We start from the raw sequence: 15,284 nt of genomic DNA on the forward strand, positions 1-15,284 counted from the left end.
ATCCTCATCGCCGGTAGGGATCGGCGGCGTCGCGAAGCCCGTCGCCGAGGAAGTTGAGGGACAGGACCGCGATCACGACCGCGAGGCCCGGCACCAGCAGCCACGGCGCGTCGGCCAGCGTCCGTACGTTCTGGGCCTCCTGGAGCAACACGCCCCAGGACACGACCGGCGCCTGCAGGCCCAGGCCGAGGAAGCTCAACGCCGTCTCGGCCAGGATCATCCCCGGGATCGACAGGGTCAGCGACGCGATCAGGTGGCTGCTGAACGAGGGCAGCATGTGCCGGAAGATCGTCCGGGCCCGCCGCGAGCCGTCCAGCGTCGCCGCCTCGACGAACTGCTCCTCGCGCAACGACAGGAAGCGACCGCGGACGACCCGGGCCAGGTCGGTCCAGGCGATCATGGACAGGATGATCGTGATCGCGAAGTAGCGGGTCAGCGGTCCCCAGTCCGCCGGCAGCGCCGCCGCGAGCGCGAGCCAGAGCGGCAGGGTGGGGAAGGACATGAAGAACTCGACGATCCGCTGGATGATCATGTCGGTACGGCCGCCGACGTAGCCGGAGATCCCGCCGAGGGTGACCCCGATCAGGAACGCGATGGCGACCCCGACGAGCCCGATCGACATCGAGATCTGGGTGCCCAAGATCATTCTGGAGAGCAGGTCGTGGCCGGTCCGGTCGGCGCCGAGCAGGAACATCGGCTGCCCGGGCGTCACCGGGCCGATCAGGTGCCGGTCGGCCGGGATGAACCCGAACAGCCGGTACTCCTCGCCCTTGACCAGCAGCCCGACCGGGATCTTCTGATCCGGGTCCACCGTGTAGGTGAGCTTCAGCGTTTCCTTGTCCTGGACGCTGGTCAGGCCGTTGACGTACAGACCGACCTGGCCGGACTCGTCGACGAGGTGCAACTGCTGCGGCGGCGCGTAGGTGTAGTCGGGATGGAGGTGGCCGCTGGAGAACGGGGCCAGGAAGCCGGCGAACAGGGCGATCAGGTAGATGATCACGGTGATCACCAGGCCGGCGACGGCCATCCGATGCCGCCGGAAGCTCCAGAGGACGAGCTTCCACTGCGGCGCGACCGCGACCACGTCGTCCTGATCATGGTGGGGCACGGCGGCGGGAGCGGTGAGCAGTTGATCAGCCATGGCCGTACCTCACTCGGGGGTCGATCCAGGCCAGCAGCAGGTCGGACAGGAACGTGCCGACGACCGTGAGCACGCTGACGATGAAGAGCACGCTGCCGGCGAGGTACATGTCCTGGCTGAGCAGCGCCTGCAGCATCACCGGGCCGGTCGTCGGCAGGGACAGCACCTGGGCGACGATCACCTCGCCGGAGATCAGGGCCGGGAGCACCCAGCCGACGGTCGAGATGAACGGGTTGAGCGCCACCCGGAGCGGATACTTGATCACCAGCCGCCGCTCGTGGGCGCCCCGGGCGCGGGCCGCCACCACGTACGGCTTGCGCAGCTCGTCGAGCAGGTTGGCCCGCAGGATCCTGATCAGGCCCGCCGTGCCCGCGGTGCCCAGCACGACGACCGGAACCCAGAGATGGGAGAGCAGGTCCAAGATCTTGCCCAGGTTCCAGTCGGAGGACGCGAACTCGGGGGAGAACAGCCCGCCCAGGTCCTGACCGAACGCCTTGAAAGCGATGAACATCAAGATCAACGCCAGCAGGAAGTTCGGGATCGCCAGCCCGAGGAATCCGATCGTCGTGACGGCGTAGTCACCGATCGAGTACGGCTTGACGGCGGAGTAGACGCCGATCGGGAAGGCGACCGCCCAGGTGAAGAGCAGGGTGAGGATCGAGATGCCGATGGTCAGCGGCAGCCGGTCGGCCAGGAGGTCGGCGACCGGCCGGTTCCACTCGAAGGACTGGCCGAAGTCGCCGTGCAGCAGGATGCCGCCGATCCATTTCAGGTACTGCACGTGGATCGGGTCGTTGAGCCCGTACCGCGCCTCCAGGGCCTGCAGCTGGGCGTCGCCGATCGAGTCGCCCTGTGAGGCCAGCTGGGCCTGCAACGCGGTGAGGTAGTCGCCGGGCGGCAACTGGATGATCGCGAACGAGGCCACGGAGATGGCCAGCACCGTCACGACCATGAACGCGATCCGGCGGAGAACGTAGGTGATCACAGTGCGCCTGGGGCGAGGCCGAGGCCCGTCGCGGTCATCGCACAACTCCTTCGTCGTGGGTGATCCACATATGTAATTTGAGTCCTCATATGTAGACAGCTTCCAGAAACTTAGAATGTATGCTCGGTTCCGCACTGTCAACCCCGGACCCTCGGAAGGTGGACCGATGGACTATCGACCGGTCAAGTCGGCCGAACGCGCCATCCGGCTCCTCGAAGTCCTGGCCGCGTCGCCGGAACTGCTGACGCTCCCTGAACTGCAGGAGCGGCTGGGCTATCCCCGTTCGAGCCTGTACGCGCTGGTCCGCACCCTGCGCGATCTCGGCTGGATCGAGTCGGACTCGACGGGTTCGGCGTTCGGGATCGGTCCGGACGCGTTGAGCTCCGGCACCGCCTACCTGGACCGGGATCCGGCGACGACGTACGTCGCGAAGGCGCTGGATGCACTGTCCCGGGAGGTCGAGCACGCGGCGCACTACGCGCGGCGGGACGGGTCGTCGGTCCTCTATCTGGCCAGTCACGACTACGACGACGGGGTCTATTGCGCCTACCAGGTCGGGCGCCGGCGACCGGCCTACATGACCGCGCTGGGCAAGGCGTTGCTGGCCGAACTGACGCCGGCCGAGGTCGATGATCTGCTGCCCGAGCGTTTGACCGCCGCGACGGAGCACACGGTGACCGATCGCCGCCAGTTGCACCGACAGCTGGACCTGGCGAGGGATCGCGGCTGGGCCATGGAACGCGAGGAGGGCGTGCTCGGCATCGCGTGTGTCGCGACCGTCGTGAGCTACCGGATCCCGGCCACCGACGCGATGAGCTGCACGCTGCCGGTCGAGATCGCCGACCGGCCGGAGGAGTTGGCCAAGATCACCGACGCCCTGATCGACCATGCCCGGCGGCTGGAACGCACGCTGCGCTCGGAAGGGATCCGGTAGCCGAACCTGTGCCGGTCCTTGATCACGTCTTCGTGATCAAGGACCGGAGGGCGCGCAGATCAGGCGACCGCGACGAAGGAGTTCTGCGTCGTGCAGTGATCAGCCGAGCCGGCGGAGCACGGCGACGACCTTGCCGAGGATCGAGGCGTGGTTGCCGTCGATCGGGTCGTAGGCGGGGTTGTGCGGCATCAGCCAGACCTGGTTGCCGGTCCGCTTGAACGTCTTGACGGTCGCCTCGGTGTCCAGCAGGGCCGCGACGATGTCGCCGTTCTCGGCGGTCTGGGCCTTCCGGACCACCACCCAGTCGCCGTCACAGATGGCGGCGTCGACCATGGAGTCGCCGCGCACCTCGAGTAGGAAGAGCTCGCCGTCGCCGACCAGCTGGCGAGGCAGGGCGAACACGTCCTGCACCTGCTCGTCGGCCAGGATCGGGCCACCGGCCGCGATCCGGCCGAGGACGGGGACGTGCACGGGGGCGGGGAAGTTGTTGCCGACCTCCGACTCGTCGAAATCCGATTGGGTCGCCGAGGAGACCGGGCGGGCGACGGCGGCTGCGGCCGGATCGCCCGGCAGCAGCACTTCGAGCGCGCGCGGCCGGTTCGGGTCCCGGCGCAGGAAGCCCTTGGCCTCGAGCACCTTCAGCTGGTGCGCGACGCTCGACGAGCTGGCCAGCCCGACCGCGTCGCCCATCTCCCGGATGCTCGGCGGATAGCCCCGCGCCTCCACCGTCTCCTTGATCACCTCGAGCACCCGGCGCTGCCGCGGCGTCAGCCCGGCGGCGTCGATCGGGCCGTCGGGCAACGAGCTGACGGTCGCGCCGAGCTCGGCCGCGACGTCGGCGTCCCGCGGCCGCCCGCGACGGCGCGCCGGGGCGGTGGGGCTCTTCGACGCGTCGTCGGTCGCCCGCGACCGCGTCGCCGCCGGGCCCCGCTTCTTGTCCGATGCATTGTCGTCGCGCTTCGCCATGCACCTGACAGTAGAGAAGCGGTCCGACAAATTCAAACATCTGTTCGACCGGCGTGTCGGGTGATCGAACACCGGCGGTGCCGCACCCGGTTCGTCGTCCGGGTGGGACGGTCGGTGCTGTCCGTTCGCGAGTGGGGCGGGGGATCTGAAGGGGGTCGTCCCCCTTCGCTCGACCCACTGTCAGTGGTCGCTGATTGACTCGAATCCATCGGAAGACACACCCGAACACGCGTGCGAATGTGCTTGCTTTCGACGGCAGGACCTAGGCATTATCAAACACACGTTCTATCGAACATCAGTTCGAGCTGACAGAGGGAGAAGGCGATGGCGACAGCAGCCCTGATCGCGAATCCGACCCGGACTCGCGTTCGTCGTCCCAGCCGTGGTTCGGCCCGGCAGGTCCGGCCGGTGACGCAGCCGGTGACGGCGATCCGTGGCCCGCAGGTGCGGAAGACTCCGGTGGCCGGCGTGCGGTCCTGCCGGGACGCGGGTGTCGTCCCGGTGCGCGATCTGGACGTCCAGTGGCGGCTGACCAACCGCGGGATCGCGGTGATCATGGTCGTCGGGCTGCTGATCGCCGCCGCGGCGCTGACCGTGATCGGTGCGACCGTGGCGCGGGTGACCAGCGACGACTACCGGCCTACGGCCCACTCGGCCGTTCGCTGACCGACGGCCCAGCAGGATGATCGACGACGATGTCCTGCATGATCTTGTCGGCGAACGTCTGGCGCTTCTCGTCCCAGAGCGGCCAGAGATAGCCGATGTAGGCGGCGCCGTCGACGATGTGGACGATGTCCCGTAGGAACGCGTTGCCCGCGCCGATCGGCTGGCCGGTCTGCTCGCTGATCAACTTGATCTTCATCACGCGTTTGCCGAGTGACTGGCCGGTCCGGCCGGCGGTGATCCACCGGTTGTAGATCGCCCAGCCGATCGAGATCACCCAGAGCACGACGAGCACGACGATCCAGACCGTCAGGCCCGAGAAGTCCGGGCTGTACGTGCCGGAACCCTGAACGGACGTGATCATGGACATGATCACGTTCACGTAGCCGATCATGAACACGACCGTGTACAGCAACGCTGGGATCGAGTCGATCAGGTTCGCTCCGACCCGCTTGCCCCAGGACGCATAGCCCGTGCGGAGCTGCGGTCGCGGGGGAAACGGCATCGGGTACGGCTGCCCGCCGACCGGTGCCGGCGGCCCGGCCGGAGCCTGACCTGGCTGCGGCGCCGGGACCTGACCGTATGGCGAGGTCGGCGTTCCGGACTGGGGGAACGCGGGCGGTCCTGGTTGCGGGAACGCGGGCGGCCCCGAAGACGGGGGCGGACCGGGCTGGAACTGGGGCGGTTGCTGCTGCGCCGGTGCTGGCGCGGACTGCGACCACGACTGCTGTTGATCCGGGCTCCGGGCCAGGTCTGGACCGGGCGCCGCCCACGTGTTCTCGGCCGCTGGTGGCCCACCGAACGGGGGTTGATCCTGCGACGGTCCGGGCCCTGCCTGGGCGGGCCCGGAATCGACGGTGTCCGACGTCGGCCGGCTCCACGGACCCGGCTCAGCCTGCTCCGGCACCGGCAAATCCGGCGTGGGTTGGGACTGGTGGGGAGCGATTCGGGACGGTGCGGGCGCGGACTGCTCGGGTCCTGGCTGATCAGCCGGGCCCGCCTCGTCCTGCGCCGCGCCTTGTCTCGGGGCCGGCTCGGACTGCTGCGGCGGCCAGCCCGGCGAAGACGACTCAGGGCCGGCCGCCGGTTCTGTCGGCGCTCCCGGCTCGGGCCCGGTCGCGCCCTGCTCGGTCTCGGAGTCGGGCTGTCGCCCGGGTTCGGTCGGTGGTTGGCTCACCTCGCACCCTCCCGCGTCGGGACGCCGCCGACATGGCGGCTCAAGCAGGGGAGCCTAGCGCCCGACCTGTCCGCCCGTCAGTGCGCCCGGAACCGTACCTCGTCGCCGACGCGCCGGCCGGAGTCACTCGACCGGCGTTGCGGGGAGGACCCTGGTGAGGATCCAGGAGTGCTTGCCCGGCGGTCGTCTGCGAGACCGCCTCGATCCGGCCCCCGCCGGCCTTGGCGATCAGCGCCACGGCACCGTGCAGCGCAGCCCGGGCTACGCCCTGCTTCCGGTGACGCTTGTCCACGAAGATGCAGATGATGCGCCAGTCGGCGGGCGGCGGCGGGTCCTGCGCGTAGGCACGCCGATGGGTCAGGGCCGCAACTCCTCCGGGCTGCCGTACTGGGCCCAGCCCTGAGCCAGCCCGTCGGCATCGAACACGAGCGCGGCATGGGCTCGGCCGGCGCGCACGCGCTCCTCCTTGGCTGCCCTCTTGTCCGCCGGCGTCCGAAGGCCCGGCCGGCGATGGTTGTTCTGACACCAGCAGCCGCCCATGACACCGCCGTTGCGCTCGACAAGCTCCGCGAAGTCGTCCCAGGTCGATCCGTCCAGACCTCGCACCGTGTACGGCCCGTTCGCCCGGCCCTTCGTCGTCATCCGGACACCCTCCCAAGCATTGGACAGCTCCGCCAGGGATTCGGACTCCTGACCGGGCCTGCCGGCTGGCGTAGGCCGCACGTGCGGGCGTGAATGTCGGTGCCGGACCCTAGGCTCCCGCCATGGAGGTCACGACTGATCATGAACTGCCCCGGGCGGCGGGACTCAGCGGCGTGCTGTTCTCTCCCGAGGACGGTGTGCCGGCGGGCGGGGTGGTGCTGATCGGGGGCTCCGAGGGTGGGCTCCACGAACGCGATGCGGCCGTTCTGGCGGGCGAGGGATTCGCCGTCCTCGCGCTGGCCTACTTCGGGGCGCCCGGCGTTCCGCCGGTGCTCAAGGACATTCCGTTGGAGTACTTCTCCCGGGCCGTGGCGTTCCTGTTCGAGTCCGGCGCCCGGAGGGTCGGCATCCTCGGCGGCTCCCGCGGCGGGGAGGCGGCGCTGCTGGTGGCGAGCCATGACCGGCGGGTCGCGGCCGCGGTGAGCGTCGTCGGCAGCGGGGTGGTCACGCAAGGCATCGACTACGGACTCGGGCCGGTGGACGTGATCATGGGCACGCCGACCGTCGCCTGGACCCTGGGCGGCGAACCGTTGCCGGCGCTGCCGAATCAGGTCTCGGCGGAGTTCGCGGCCGCTGTGGCCGCCGATGGGCCGGTGGGCCTGGCCACTCAGTACGGTCCGCTGCCGACCGAGCCGGCCGCGCTGGCGGAGATCAGCATCCCGGTCGAACGGAGCGACGCCGCGATCCTGATGATCGCCGGCGACCGTGATGCGATGTGGGACTCCGCCCGCTATCACGCGGTGGCGGCGGCCCGGCTGGAGGTGGCGCGCCATCCGCGACCCTGGCAGCACGTCGTGCTTCCCGGCGCCGGCCATGGCATCGCCGGCCCGCCCGGCGACCCGATCACGAGTACGGTCTCGCCCGGCCCGGGCGTCAGCTTCGAGCTCGGCGGCGATCCCGCCGCGACGACGGCGGCGCGCGCCGAGGCGTGGCGGCTCACGGTGCGCTTCCTTCGCGAGGAACTCGCCTGAGCCGGTCCGCTCGGCCACCGGAGCACCGCGGCGGTGCAGAATGGGCGGCATGGTCGGACCTGGAGCTAGTCGTACCGCCGCCCCCGCTGCGGCGGCGCAGCCGTTCCGGGCGACGACCGGGCTGAAGTATCTGGCCGGCTTCTTCGGCGGCGGGGTCGCGCTGAGCGCGCTCTACGCCACGACCGGCCAGGGCATCCCGTGCCCGCTCCGCTCGCTGACCGGCTGGGAGTGCCCGCTCTGCGGCGGCACTCGGCTCGGCAGCGCCCTGCTGCACGGCGACCTGGCGGCCGCGTTCGCGTACAACCCGCTGATCTTCCTCGGCCTGATCGGCCTCACCGTGGTCGGTGTGCTGTGGATCGTCGAGGCCCTCGGCGGCCCGAAGGTCCGGCCGCCGGCCAGACTCGCACCCCTGCTCCGCCGGATGACGGCGACCCGCTGGCTGATCGCCGGCCTGATCGTCTCGGTGGCGTACCTGCTGCTGCGCAATCTGCTCTGACCGGGCCATACCAGACCCCGAATCACTTCCTTGTCATTTCCTCCCGAAGATCCCTTGCGTGTCGCTCATGTGAGCCATAGGGTCTAGATGTAGTAGTCAGGGGACGGACCACGGCCCACAGATAGTGGTAGTCGGGTCCCGGGGAGAGGACAACCCAATGCACTGCCCGTACTGCCGACACACCGACTCGAAAGTCTTGGACTCGCGCACCGCGGAGGACGGCTGCAGCATCCGTCGTCGCCGCCAGTGCCCGTCCTGCTCGCGCCGCTTCACCACGATCGAGCAGATGCAGCTCGTCATCGTGAAGCGGAGTGGCGTCGTCGAGCCGTTCAATCGGGACAAGGTCGTTTCCGGGGTTCGTAAGGCCTGCAAGGGGCGGCCGGTCGACGAAACCCAGCTGGCCCGGCTCGGCCAGGTCGTCGAGGACACGCTGCGCGCCTGCGGGCAGTCCGAGATCCCGGCGGACGAGGTCGGCGTGGCCATCCTCGGTCCGCTCCGGGAGCTGGATCAGGTGGCGTACCTCCGCTTCGCCAGCGTCTACAAGCAGTACCACTCGCTGGAGGACTTCGAGACCGAGATCGCGATGCTGCGGATCGAGTCCGAGCCGCTCGGCATCGAACCGCTGATCCCGGATGAGGTCGCCGACAACAAGGTCAGTAACTTCACTCCCCACAAGCTCACCCCGGGACGGACCAACTCCTGAGGGAGCACGATCGAGAGGAACGCACAGGCATGACGGAGCGCACACAGTCGATCCCCGACGGCGCCGGGGCGGCGCCGCGGGGGCTGCGGATCGATCGGGTGTTCAGCACACCCGGCGTGCACCCGTACGCGGAGGTCACCTGGGAGAGCCGGGACATCGTCCAGACCAACTGGAAGACCGGCGAGGCGATCTTCGAGCAGCAGGGGACCGAGTTCCCCGACTTCTGGAGCGCCAACGCGGCCACCATCGTCGCGACCAAGTACTTCCGCGGCGCCCTGGGCTCGGCGAACCGGGAGCGGAGCCTGCGTCAGCTGATCGACCGGGTGGTGCGCACGTACCGCCGGGCCGGTGAGCAGTACGGCTACTTCGCCACCCCGGGCGATGCCGAGGCGTTCGAGCACGAGCTGACCTGGCTGCTGCTGCACCAGTACTTCTCGTTCAACTCGCCGGTCTGGTTCAACGTCGGGACGCCGGCGCCGCAACAGGTCAGCGCCTGTTTCATCCTGTCGGTCGACGACACGATGAATTCGATCTTGAACTGGTACCGCGAGGAGGGCCTGATCTTCAAGGGCGGCTCCGGTGCCGGGGTCAACCTGTCCCGGATCCGGTCCAGCAAGGAACTGCTCAGCTCCGGCGGTACGGCCTCGGGCCCGGTCTCGTTCATGCGCGGGGCCGACGCGAGCGCCGGGACGATCAAGTCCGGCGGCGCCACCCGGCGGGCCGCGAAGATGGTCGTCCTCGATGTCGACCATCCCGACATCGAGGAGTTCGTCGAGGCCAAGGCGCGCGAGGAGGAGAAGATCCGCGCGCTCCGCGAGGCCGGCTTCGACATGGACCTCGGCGGCCGCGACATCAGCTCCGTGCAGTACCAGAACGCCAACAACTCGGTCCGGGTCACCGACGAGTTCATGCGCGCCGTCGACGACGGTACGGAGTTCGGCCTGCGCGCCCGCACCGACGGCCGCGTCGTCGACACCGTGGACGCGCGGGAGTTGTTCGGCAAGATCGCCAAGGCGGCGTGGGAGTGCGCCGATCCGGGGCTGCAGTACGACGACACGATCAACGACTGGCACACCAACCCGGAATCCGGCCGGATCAACGCCTCGAACCCTTGCTCGGAATACATGAGCCTGGACAACAGCAGCTGCAATCTCGCGAGCCTCAATCTGCTGAAGTTCCTGGCCGAGGACGGCAGCTTCGACGCCGAGCGGTTCGAGCAGGCCGTCGAGTTGATCATCACCGCGATGGACATCTCGATCTGCTTCGCGGACTTCCCGACCGAGGCGATCGGCCAGACCACCCGGGACTTCCGCCAGCTCGGCATCGGGTACGCCAACCTGGGCGCGCTGTTGATGGCCACCGGTCACGGGTACGACACCGAGGGCGGCCGGGCCCTCGCCGCGGCGATCACGTCGCTGATGACCGGCGCCTCGTACCACCGCTCGGCCGAGCTGGCTGGCGCGGTCGGGCCGTACGCGGGCTTCAGCCGGAACGCCGAGGCGCACCGCCGGGTGATGCGCAAGCACCAGGCTGCCAACGATGCGTTGCGTCCGGTCGGAGCACTGGACGCCGCCGTGCAGAAGCGGGCGACGGCCGCCTGGGACGCGGTGATCAAGTCCGGCGAGGCCAACGGCTTCCGCAACGCACAGGCGAGCGTGCTGGCACCGACCGGCACGATCAGCTTCATGATGGACTGCGACACGACCGGCATCGAGCCGGACTTCTCGCTGGTCAAGTTCAAGAAGCTGGTCGGTGGCGGCTCGCTGCAGATCGTCAACCAGACCATCCCGCGGGCGCTGCGCAGGCTCGGCTACGCCGACGAGACGGCCGAGGCGATCGTCGAATACATCGCCGAGCACGGCCACGTGGTCGACGCGCCCGGCCTGCGGACGGAGCATTACGAGGTCTTCGACACGGCGATGGGCGAGCGGGCGATCAAGCCGATGGGGCACGTCCGGATGATGGCCGCGGTGCAGCCGTTCCTGTCCGGCGCGATCTCCAAGACGGTGAACCTGCCCGAGACGGCGACGGTCGACGAGATCGCCGAGGTCTACTTGCAGGGTTGGAAGCTCGGCCTGAAGGCGCTCGCCGTCTACCGGGACAACTGCAAGGTCGGCCAGCCGCTCAGCGACGGCAAGGCGAAGCAGAAGGACGCGCCGAAGGACGCGACGACGATCGAGTACCGGCCGATCCGGAAGCGGCTGCCGAAGACCCGGCCGAGCCTGACCACGTCCTTCTCGGTCGGCGGCGCGGAGGGCTACATGACCTCCGGCTCGTACCCGGACGACGGACTCGGCGAGGTGTTCCTCAAGCTCGGCAAGCAGGGCTCGACCCTGGCCGGCGTGATGGACGCGTTCTCGATCGCCGTCTCGATCGGCCTGCAGTACGGGGTGCCGCTGGAGACATTCATCCAGAAGTTCACCAACCTGAAGTTCGAGCCGGCCGGTCTGACCGACGACAAGGACATCCGGATGGCGCAGTCGATCATGGACTACATCTTCCGGCGGCTCGCCCTTGATCATCTTTCGTTCGAGGCCCGGGCCGAGCTCGGCATCTACACCGCCGAGGAGCGCGCCCGCCAGGTCGAGACCGGCTCCTACCTCCCGGCCGACGACTCGGTCAGCGAATCCGAGTCGCTGAAGAGTTCCGACAGCGAGGCCGAGCCGGCCGCGACCCCGGCCGACCCGTCGGTGCACACCACGGCCGAACTCGTCGAGTCGATCTCCGGCACCAGCGTCGACGCCCCGCTCTGCTTCAGCTGCGGGACGAAGATGCGCCCGAGCGGCAGCTGCTACGTCTGCGAGGGCTGCGGCTCCACCAGCGGCTGCAGCTGACCCGCAGAAGGAACCGCGCCCGGAACAGGGCTTGCCGTGATGGCCGTCGCCGACGTGAACCCAGCCCGGCCGGCGGTCAGTCGAGGGGCAGCCAGGTGTGCCGGCCGGCGGCCTCGTGGAGCCAGAGTCCGGGGCCGGCAGCGCTGCGGTACGGAGCGAGCCCGACGATCCGGCCGGGCCAGGGCAGGGCGTCGAGCCTGACCCCGGTCGGATCGAGGCGCAGCAGGGCCGAGGCGGTGCCGACCATGATCGTTCCGGCGCAGCCGGTGGCGGTGATCACCTCGGCGCCGACCGGATGCCGCCAGCGCACGCCGCCGTCGGGTGCGACCCGGTAGAGCAGGCCGGCTCGGGTGCCGACGACGAGGTCATCGCCGTCCCTGATCATGGTCGTGATCACGTCACCGAAGGCTCGGTCCCAGGCGCGTTCGCCGTCCGGCCGGTGGGCGGTCAGGTGTCCGTCCCAGCCGCCGAACACGGCCAGCCGTCCGGTGCCGTCGGGATCCGGTACGGCAGCGACGGCCGATCCGCCCGAGCTCTCCACTCCGCGGGTCCGGAACAGGGCGGTGCCGTCCGGCCGGATCGCGTGCCAGGTCCAGTACTCGGTGGCGGCGATGATCTCGTCCAGGCCGTCGCCGTCCAGGTCGGCCGCACCGGCTGCCGAGGCCGCGTGGATCACCTCGTAGCGCCAGCGGAAGTCGCCGCCGGCGGTGAAGGCCTCGATGTGGCAGCTCTCGGTCGCGATGATCACCGACGGCGGGCCGTCCGGGTCGAGCCGGGCGGAGAACGCTGCCCGGACCGTCGCCGGATGGCCCATGTGCGGCTGGAAGCGCTGCTGCCAGAGCGGCTCGCCGGCGGCGTCCAGCACCGTGAGCCGGCCGTCGGCCTGACCGACGACGATGCCGCTGCCGTCCGGCCCGCCGCCGCGGCCGAGGGCCGTGACCGGGGCCGCGGTGTCGGCGCGCCAGAGCAGGTGATCGTCCCGGTAGCAGGAAACCCCGGTCGCGTCGCCGAGCAGCAGTCGGTCGGTGCCGTCGCCGGCCAGGTCGGTGATCAAGGTGGCGGTGGCCGGGTGCTCGATCGCCCAGTCGGGCTCGGGGCGGGTTGGGGCCTGCCCTTCGACGGGCTCGGGGTGCGCTGGGGCCTGCCCTTCGACAGGCTCAGGGAGCGAAGGGGTTGGCTCGGGGAGCGAAGGGGCTGGCTCGGGGAGCGAAGGGGCTGGCCCGGGGCGGGAGGGCTGGGCGTCGGTGATCACGCGGGGGCCGTGGCCCGCTGCGAGCGCGGCCAGGTCGAGGTCGAGGGCTCGGCCTCCGAGGGTCACCCGGACGGAGTCCCCGGACCGGGTCAGCTGCGCCTCGCCGGAACCGTCGGCGAGCAGGTGCACGGTGGTCCGGGACTCGCCGGCCCGGTAGTCCGCCGCGGACACCTGGCGCAGCACCGACACCGCGGACTCGGCGTAGGGGTAGTCGGGCCAATTGGTCCGGCGGTACGGCTCCGCGGCCTGCTCGGTCCGCCAGTCGCCGGCCGGCGGCGCGGTGATCAACCGCAGCCGCTCCTCGCCCATGATCATGGTCCATGTGTCCCCGGCGTGCTCCGCGCGGCCGACGGTCCGCCACAGACTGTGCGCCTCGATCGGTCCGGCCGCGTCGGCGGTGACCGTGTCGACGACCAGGAAGCCCAGTCCGGACAGCAAGATCACCGAGCGGGTCCAGTCGCACCCGGACACGCCGGCCAGGGCGACCGTGGCCATGGCCGCTCGCTGATCTTGGAACTGCCAGCGCAGGCTCGCGTACGGCGGCCGGGACGAGGTCTCGCCGTCGCGGAAGATCAACACGGTGTTGTGGAAGTTCGCCGAGATCTTGTCGTAGTCGGCGTCCTCCAGCCAAAGCCGCCGCCGGGACGTGAGCCGGACGATCGCGCCGGCGTCGACATGACCGTGCCCGCCGACCCCGACGCCGTCCAGCAGCAGGTAACGGTCCTCCTCGCCGATCCCGTCCCGCAGCGCCAGCTTGTCGAAGCCGTCGACCGGCGCCGGCAGCTTCACGCTGGCCACGAACGCGGGATCCAGCGGCCGGACGTCGATCGGGGCCACGGTCAGCAGGGTGTCGTCGCGGCGCCAGCCCGCCGAGCCGTAGTCGTGCCCGATCGGCGCGATCCCGAGCGCCTCCGGTACCGGCCGGGAGCCGAGCTTCCGTGCCACCAGCGATTTCACCGCCGGGTCCTGCAGCAGCCAGGCGGCCGGAGTCCAGAAGCCGAGCTCGGCGTAGTTCCCGTCGTAGCGGGACGCATCGCCGTGCGGCACCTGGTGGCCGAGGTTGTCCATCGCGGTGATCCCCCGGTCCAGGGTGGCCCGGCACCAGCCGTCCTCGACGTAGTCCGGCCAGGGCCGGACGAGGGCGTACCGCAGCGTATGGGCCAGGGTCAGCCAGCCGTAGCTGTCGCAGTCCTCGGTCGGTTTGGTCGCCGTGAGCTGCGGCGCGAAGCACTCGTCGGCCATCGCCAGCCAACGCTCGGCCCGGTCCGGATCGTGCTTCCCGGCGATCATGATCGCGCCGAACAGCAGTCCCAGCGCGGCGAACGTGAAGTGGTTGTGCCGGGCCGGATGGCTGGCCGTCGCCCGGTGCATCACCCACTGCTCCTCGCTGTTGCCGAGGTACGCGAGCAGGTGCGCGGTCAGCTGCCGCCGGTCCTCGGCGGTGAACGTGGGGGAATCCTTGATCGCGTGCCAGCCGGCGATCATGCCGACCGCGGCGAAGTCGGCGTCGAAGCCCCAGCGTCCCCACTGGTCGGGCTGCCAGTCCGCGGTCTCGGTGATCATGTCGGTGAAGATCGTCAGATAGCGCTCGGTGAACCCCGGATCGCCGGTGAGCTGGTACATCAGCGCGAGATGGTTCAGGTACGGCGTCATGCCGCGATGAGCCCTGGTCCGGTGGGCCTGGATCGCCGCCGACCGGAACTCCGCGGTGCCGAAACCGTCGCCCTCGTGGTCCGGTGACAGCTGAGGATTCCGCCGGCGGTACGCGTCCGGGATGACCACCTGGTGCAGCCGGCCCAGGGCGACCCGGCCGTCCTCGACGATCAGGTACGGCTCGAACTGGTCGAGGGCCGTGTCCAGGTCGTCCTCGTCGCTGACGCCGATGATCACGGCGTCCGCCCCATCGCCCCACGGATCAGCGAAGGTGCGCAGATAGACGCCACCCGGGCCGGGGAAGGTGGGATCGACCGGGACGCACATCGCGTGGTAGAGCCCGGCCAGCTCCGCGTTGCTGTCCACGTTGCCGATCATGATCAGCACCGAAGCTGCCGGCCTGCCGGGCCGAGCCCGCGGAGTCCGTACCGCACCCTCGGGCCAGCTCGCCGGGACCGGTTCGGGGACCGTGTCGGGCAGACCGGCGGAGCGAGCGGCCGCGCCGAGGCGTTCGGCGAGCCGGCGGCCGGCGGCCAGGCCCGCCGGGGAGTCCGGGCAGCTGATCTGGAACGCCGTTCCGTCTCGGTCGACCAGACCGAACGCGTCGGGGCTCGCCACATCGGCGATCTCGGTCAAGGGGAGCGGGAAGGCGCGGTTGAGGTCGGCCCAACGGGGCTGGGAGCGCATCGATGTCCTCGGGTCTCGGCGGCCCGGTGTCGGTGATCGCGACCGCGTCGTCGCCTCACTGTAACAATATTTGGACACACTTAACTAGCTAAAGGGGCTAGTCTTATCCACACCCAGCCC

The 15,284-nt window shown here is 70.0% G+C and carries 12 protein-coding genes; 6 read left to right on the forward strand and 6 right to left on the reverse strand.

What is annotated here, in order from left to right; translation table 11 throughout:
• Positions 1-4 precede the first annotated feature (4 nt).
• Both AC6CCG_RS16775 and AC6CCG_RS16780 read right to left on the reverse strand, forming a co-directional pair.
• Entirely contained in the window at positions 5-1,141 is a 1,137-nt protein-coding gene (locus AC6CCG_RS16775; protein ID WP_496655733.1) for an ABC transporter permease, read from the reverse strand.
• On the reverse strand, positions 1,134-2,126 hold the full coding sequence (locus AC6CCG_RS16780) for an ABC transporter permease (RefSeq protein WP_496655734.1): 993 nt from the start codon (positions 2,124-2,126) through the stop codon (positions 1,134-1,136). The genes AC6CCG_RS16775 and AC6CCG_RS16780 overlap by 8 nt, the downstream gene beginning before the upstream one ends.
• A gap of 166 nt (positions 2,127-2,292) precedes the next feature.
• Between AC6CCG_RS16780 and AC6CCG_RS16785 the strand changes: the two genes are divergently transcribed.
• Entirely contained in the window at positions 2,293-3,060 is a 768-nt protein-coding gene (locus AC6CCG_RS16785; RefSeq protein WP_496655735.1) for an IclR family transcriptional regulator, read from the forward strand.
• 99 nt (positions 3,061-3,159) lie between these two features.
• Here the strand turns inward: AC6CCG_RS16785 and lexA are convergent, their stop codons facing one another.
• Positions 3,160-4,026, reverse strand: a complete 867-nt coding sequence (gene lexA, locus AC6CCG_RS16790) for a transcriptional repressor LexA (protein WP_496655736.1) — start codon at positions 4,024-4,026, stop codon at positions 3,160-3,162.
• 324 nt (positions 4,027-4,350) lie between these two features.
• On the opposite strand from lexA, the gene AC6CCG_RS16795 reads away from it, so the two are divergent.
• Positions 4,351-4,692 (forward strand): hypothetical protein, encoded by a 342-nt coding sequence (locus AC6CCG_RS16795; protein WP_496655737.1) that lies wholly within the window; start codon positions 4,351-4,353, stop codon positions 4,690-4,692.
• Here AC6CCG_RS16795 and AC6CCG_RS16800 read toward each other — a convergent pair.
• Entirely contained in the window at positions 4,667-5,194 is a 528-nt protein-coding gene (locus AC6CCG_RS16800; protein WP_496655738.1) for an RDD family protein, read from the reverse strand. The two genes, AC6CCG_RS16795 and AC6CCG_RS16800, sit on opposite strands and share 26 nt — an antisense overlap.
• 1,029 nt (positions 5,195-6,223) lie before the next feature.
• Positions 6,224-6,508, reverse strand: a complete 285-nt coding sequence (locus tag AC6CCG_RS16805; RefSeq protein WP_496655739.1) for a hypothetical protein — start codon at positions 6,506-6,508, stop codon at positions 6,224-6,226.
• Between the two features lie 122 nt (positions 6,509-6,630).
• Here AC6CCG_RS16805 and AC6CCG_RS16810 point away from each other — a divergent pair, with 122 nt between their 5' ends.
• The 4 genes from AC6CCG_RS16810 to AC6CCG_RS16825 all read left to right on the forward strand — a co-directional run bounded on the left by AC6CCG_RS16810 (position 6,631) and on the right by AC6CCG_RS16825 (position 11,572).
• A complete protein-coding gene (locus AC6CCG_RS16810; protein WP_496655740.1) occupies positions 6,631-7,539 on the forward strand; it encodes an acyl-CoA thioester hydrolase/BAAT C-terminal domain-containing protein in 909 nt (302 codons plus the stop codon).
• Positions 7,540-7,588: 49 nt separating this feature from the next.
• Complete coding sequence (locus AC6CCG_RS16815) at positions 7,589-8,035, forward strand: DUF2752 domain-containing protein (RefSeq protein ID WP_496655741.1); 447 nt, start codon at positions 7,589-7,591, stop codon at positions 8,033-8,035.
• Positions 8,036-8,192: 157 nt separating this feature from the next.
• The gene (nrdR, locus tag AC6CCG_RS16820) at positions 8,193-8,738 is read left to right on the forward strand and encodes a transcriptional regulator NrdR (protein WP_496655742.1); all 546 of its coding nucleotides are present in this window, start codon (positions 8,193-8,195) and stop codon (positions 8,736-8,738) included.
• A 29-nt stretch (positions 8,739-8,767) separates the two neighbouring features.
• A complete protein-coding gene (locus AC6CCG_RS16825; RefSeq protein ID WP_496655743.1) occupies positions 8,768-11,572 on the forward strand; it encodes a vitamin B12-dependent ribonucleotide reductase in 2,805 nt (934 codons plus the stop codon).
• A 76-nt stretch (positions 11,573-11,648) separates the two neighbouring features.
• Here the strand turns inward: AC6CCG_RS16825 and AC6CCG_RS16830 are convergent, their stop codons facing one another.
• On the reverse strand, positions 11,649-15,164 hold the full coding sequence (locus AC6CCG_RS16830; protein ID WP_496655744.1) for a hypothetical protein: 3,516 nt from the start codon (positions 15,162-15,164) through the stop codon (positions 11,649-11,651).
• Between the last annotated feature and the right edge of the window lie 120 nt (positions 15,165-15,284).

The organism is Microlunatus sp. YIM B11417, assembly GCF_059617205.1.

Excerpts from the sequence above, each read along its gene's own strand:
- AC6CCG_RS16775 (WP_496655733.1), bottom strand. The coding sequence starts at position 1,141 with ATGGCTGATCAACTGCTCACCGCTCCCGCCGCCGTGCCCCACCATGAT.
- AC6CCG_RS16785 (WP_496655735.1), top strand. The coding sequence starts at position 2,293 with ATGGACTATCGACCGGTCAAGTCGGCCGAACGCGCCATCCGGCTCCTC.
- lexA (WP_496655736.1), bottom strand. The coding sequence starts at position 4,026 with ATGGCGAAGCGCGACGACAATGCATCGGACAAGAAGCGGGGCCCGGCG.
- AC6CCG_RS16795 (WP_496655737.1), top strand. The coding sequence starts at position 4,351 with ATGGCGACAGCAGCCCTGATCGCGAATCCGACCCGGACTCGCGTTCGT.
- AC6CCG_RS16800 (WP_496655738.1), bottom strand. The coding sequence starts at position 5,194 with ATGCCGTTTCCCCCGCGACCGCAGCTCCGCACGGGCTATGCGTCCTGG.
- AC6CCG_RS16805 (WP_496655739.1), bottom strand. The coding sequence starts at position 6,508 with ATGACGACGAAGGGCCGGGCGAACGGGCCGTACACGGTGCGAGGTCTG.
- AC6CCG_RS16810 (WP_496655740.1), top strand. The coding sequence starts at position 6,631 with ATGGAGGTCACGACTGATCATGAACTGCCCCGGGCGGCGGGACTCAGC.
- AC6CCG_RS16815 (WP_496655741.1), top strand. The coding sequence starts at position 7,589 with ATGGTCGGACCTGGAGCTAGTCGTACCGCCGCCCCCGCTGCGGCGGCG.
- nrdR (WP_496655742.1), top strand. The coding sequence starts at position 8,193 with ATGCACTGCCCGTACTGCCGACACACCGACTCGAAAGTCTTGGACTCG.
- AC6CCG_RS16825 (WP_496655743.1), top strand. The coding sequence starts at position 8,768 with ATGACGGAGCGCACACAGTCGATCCCCGACGGCGCCGGGGCGGCGCCG.
- AC6CCG_RS16830 (WP_496655744.1), bottom strand. The coding sequence starts at position 15,164 with ATGCGCTCCCAGCCCCGTTGGGCCGACCTCAACCGCGCCTTCCCGCTC.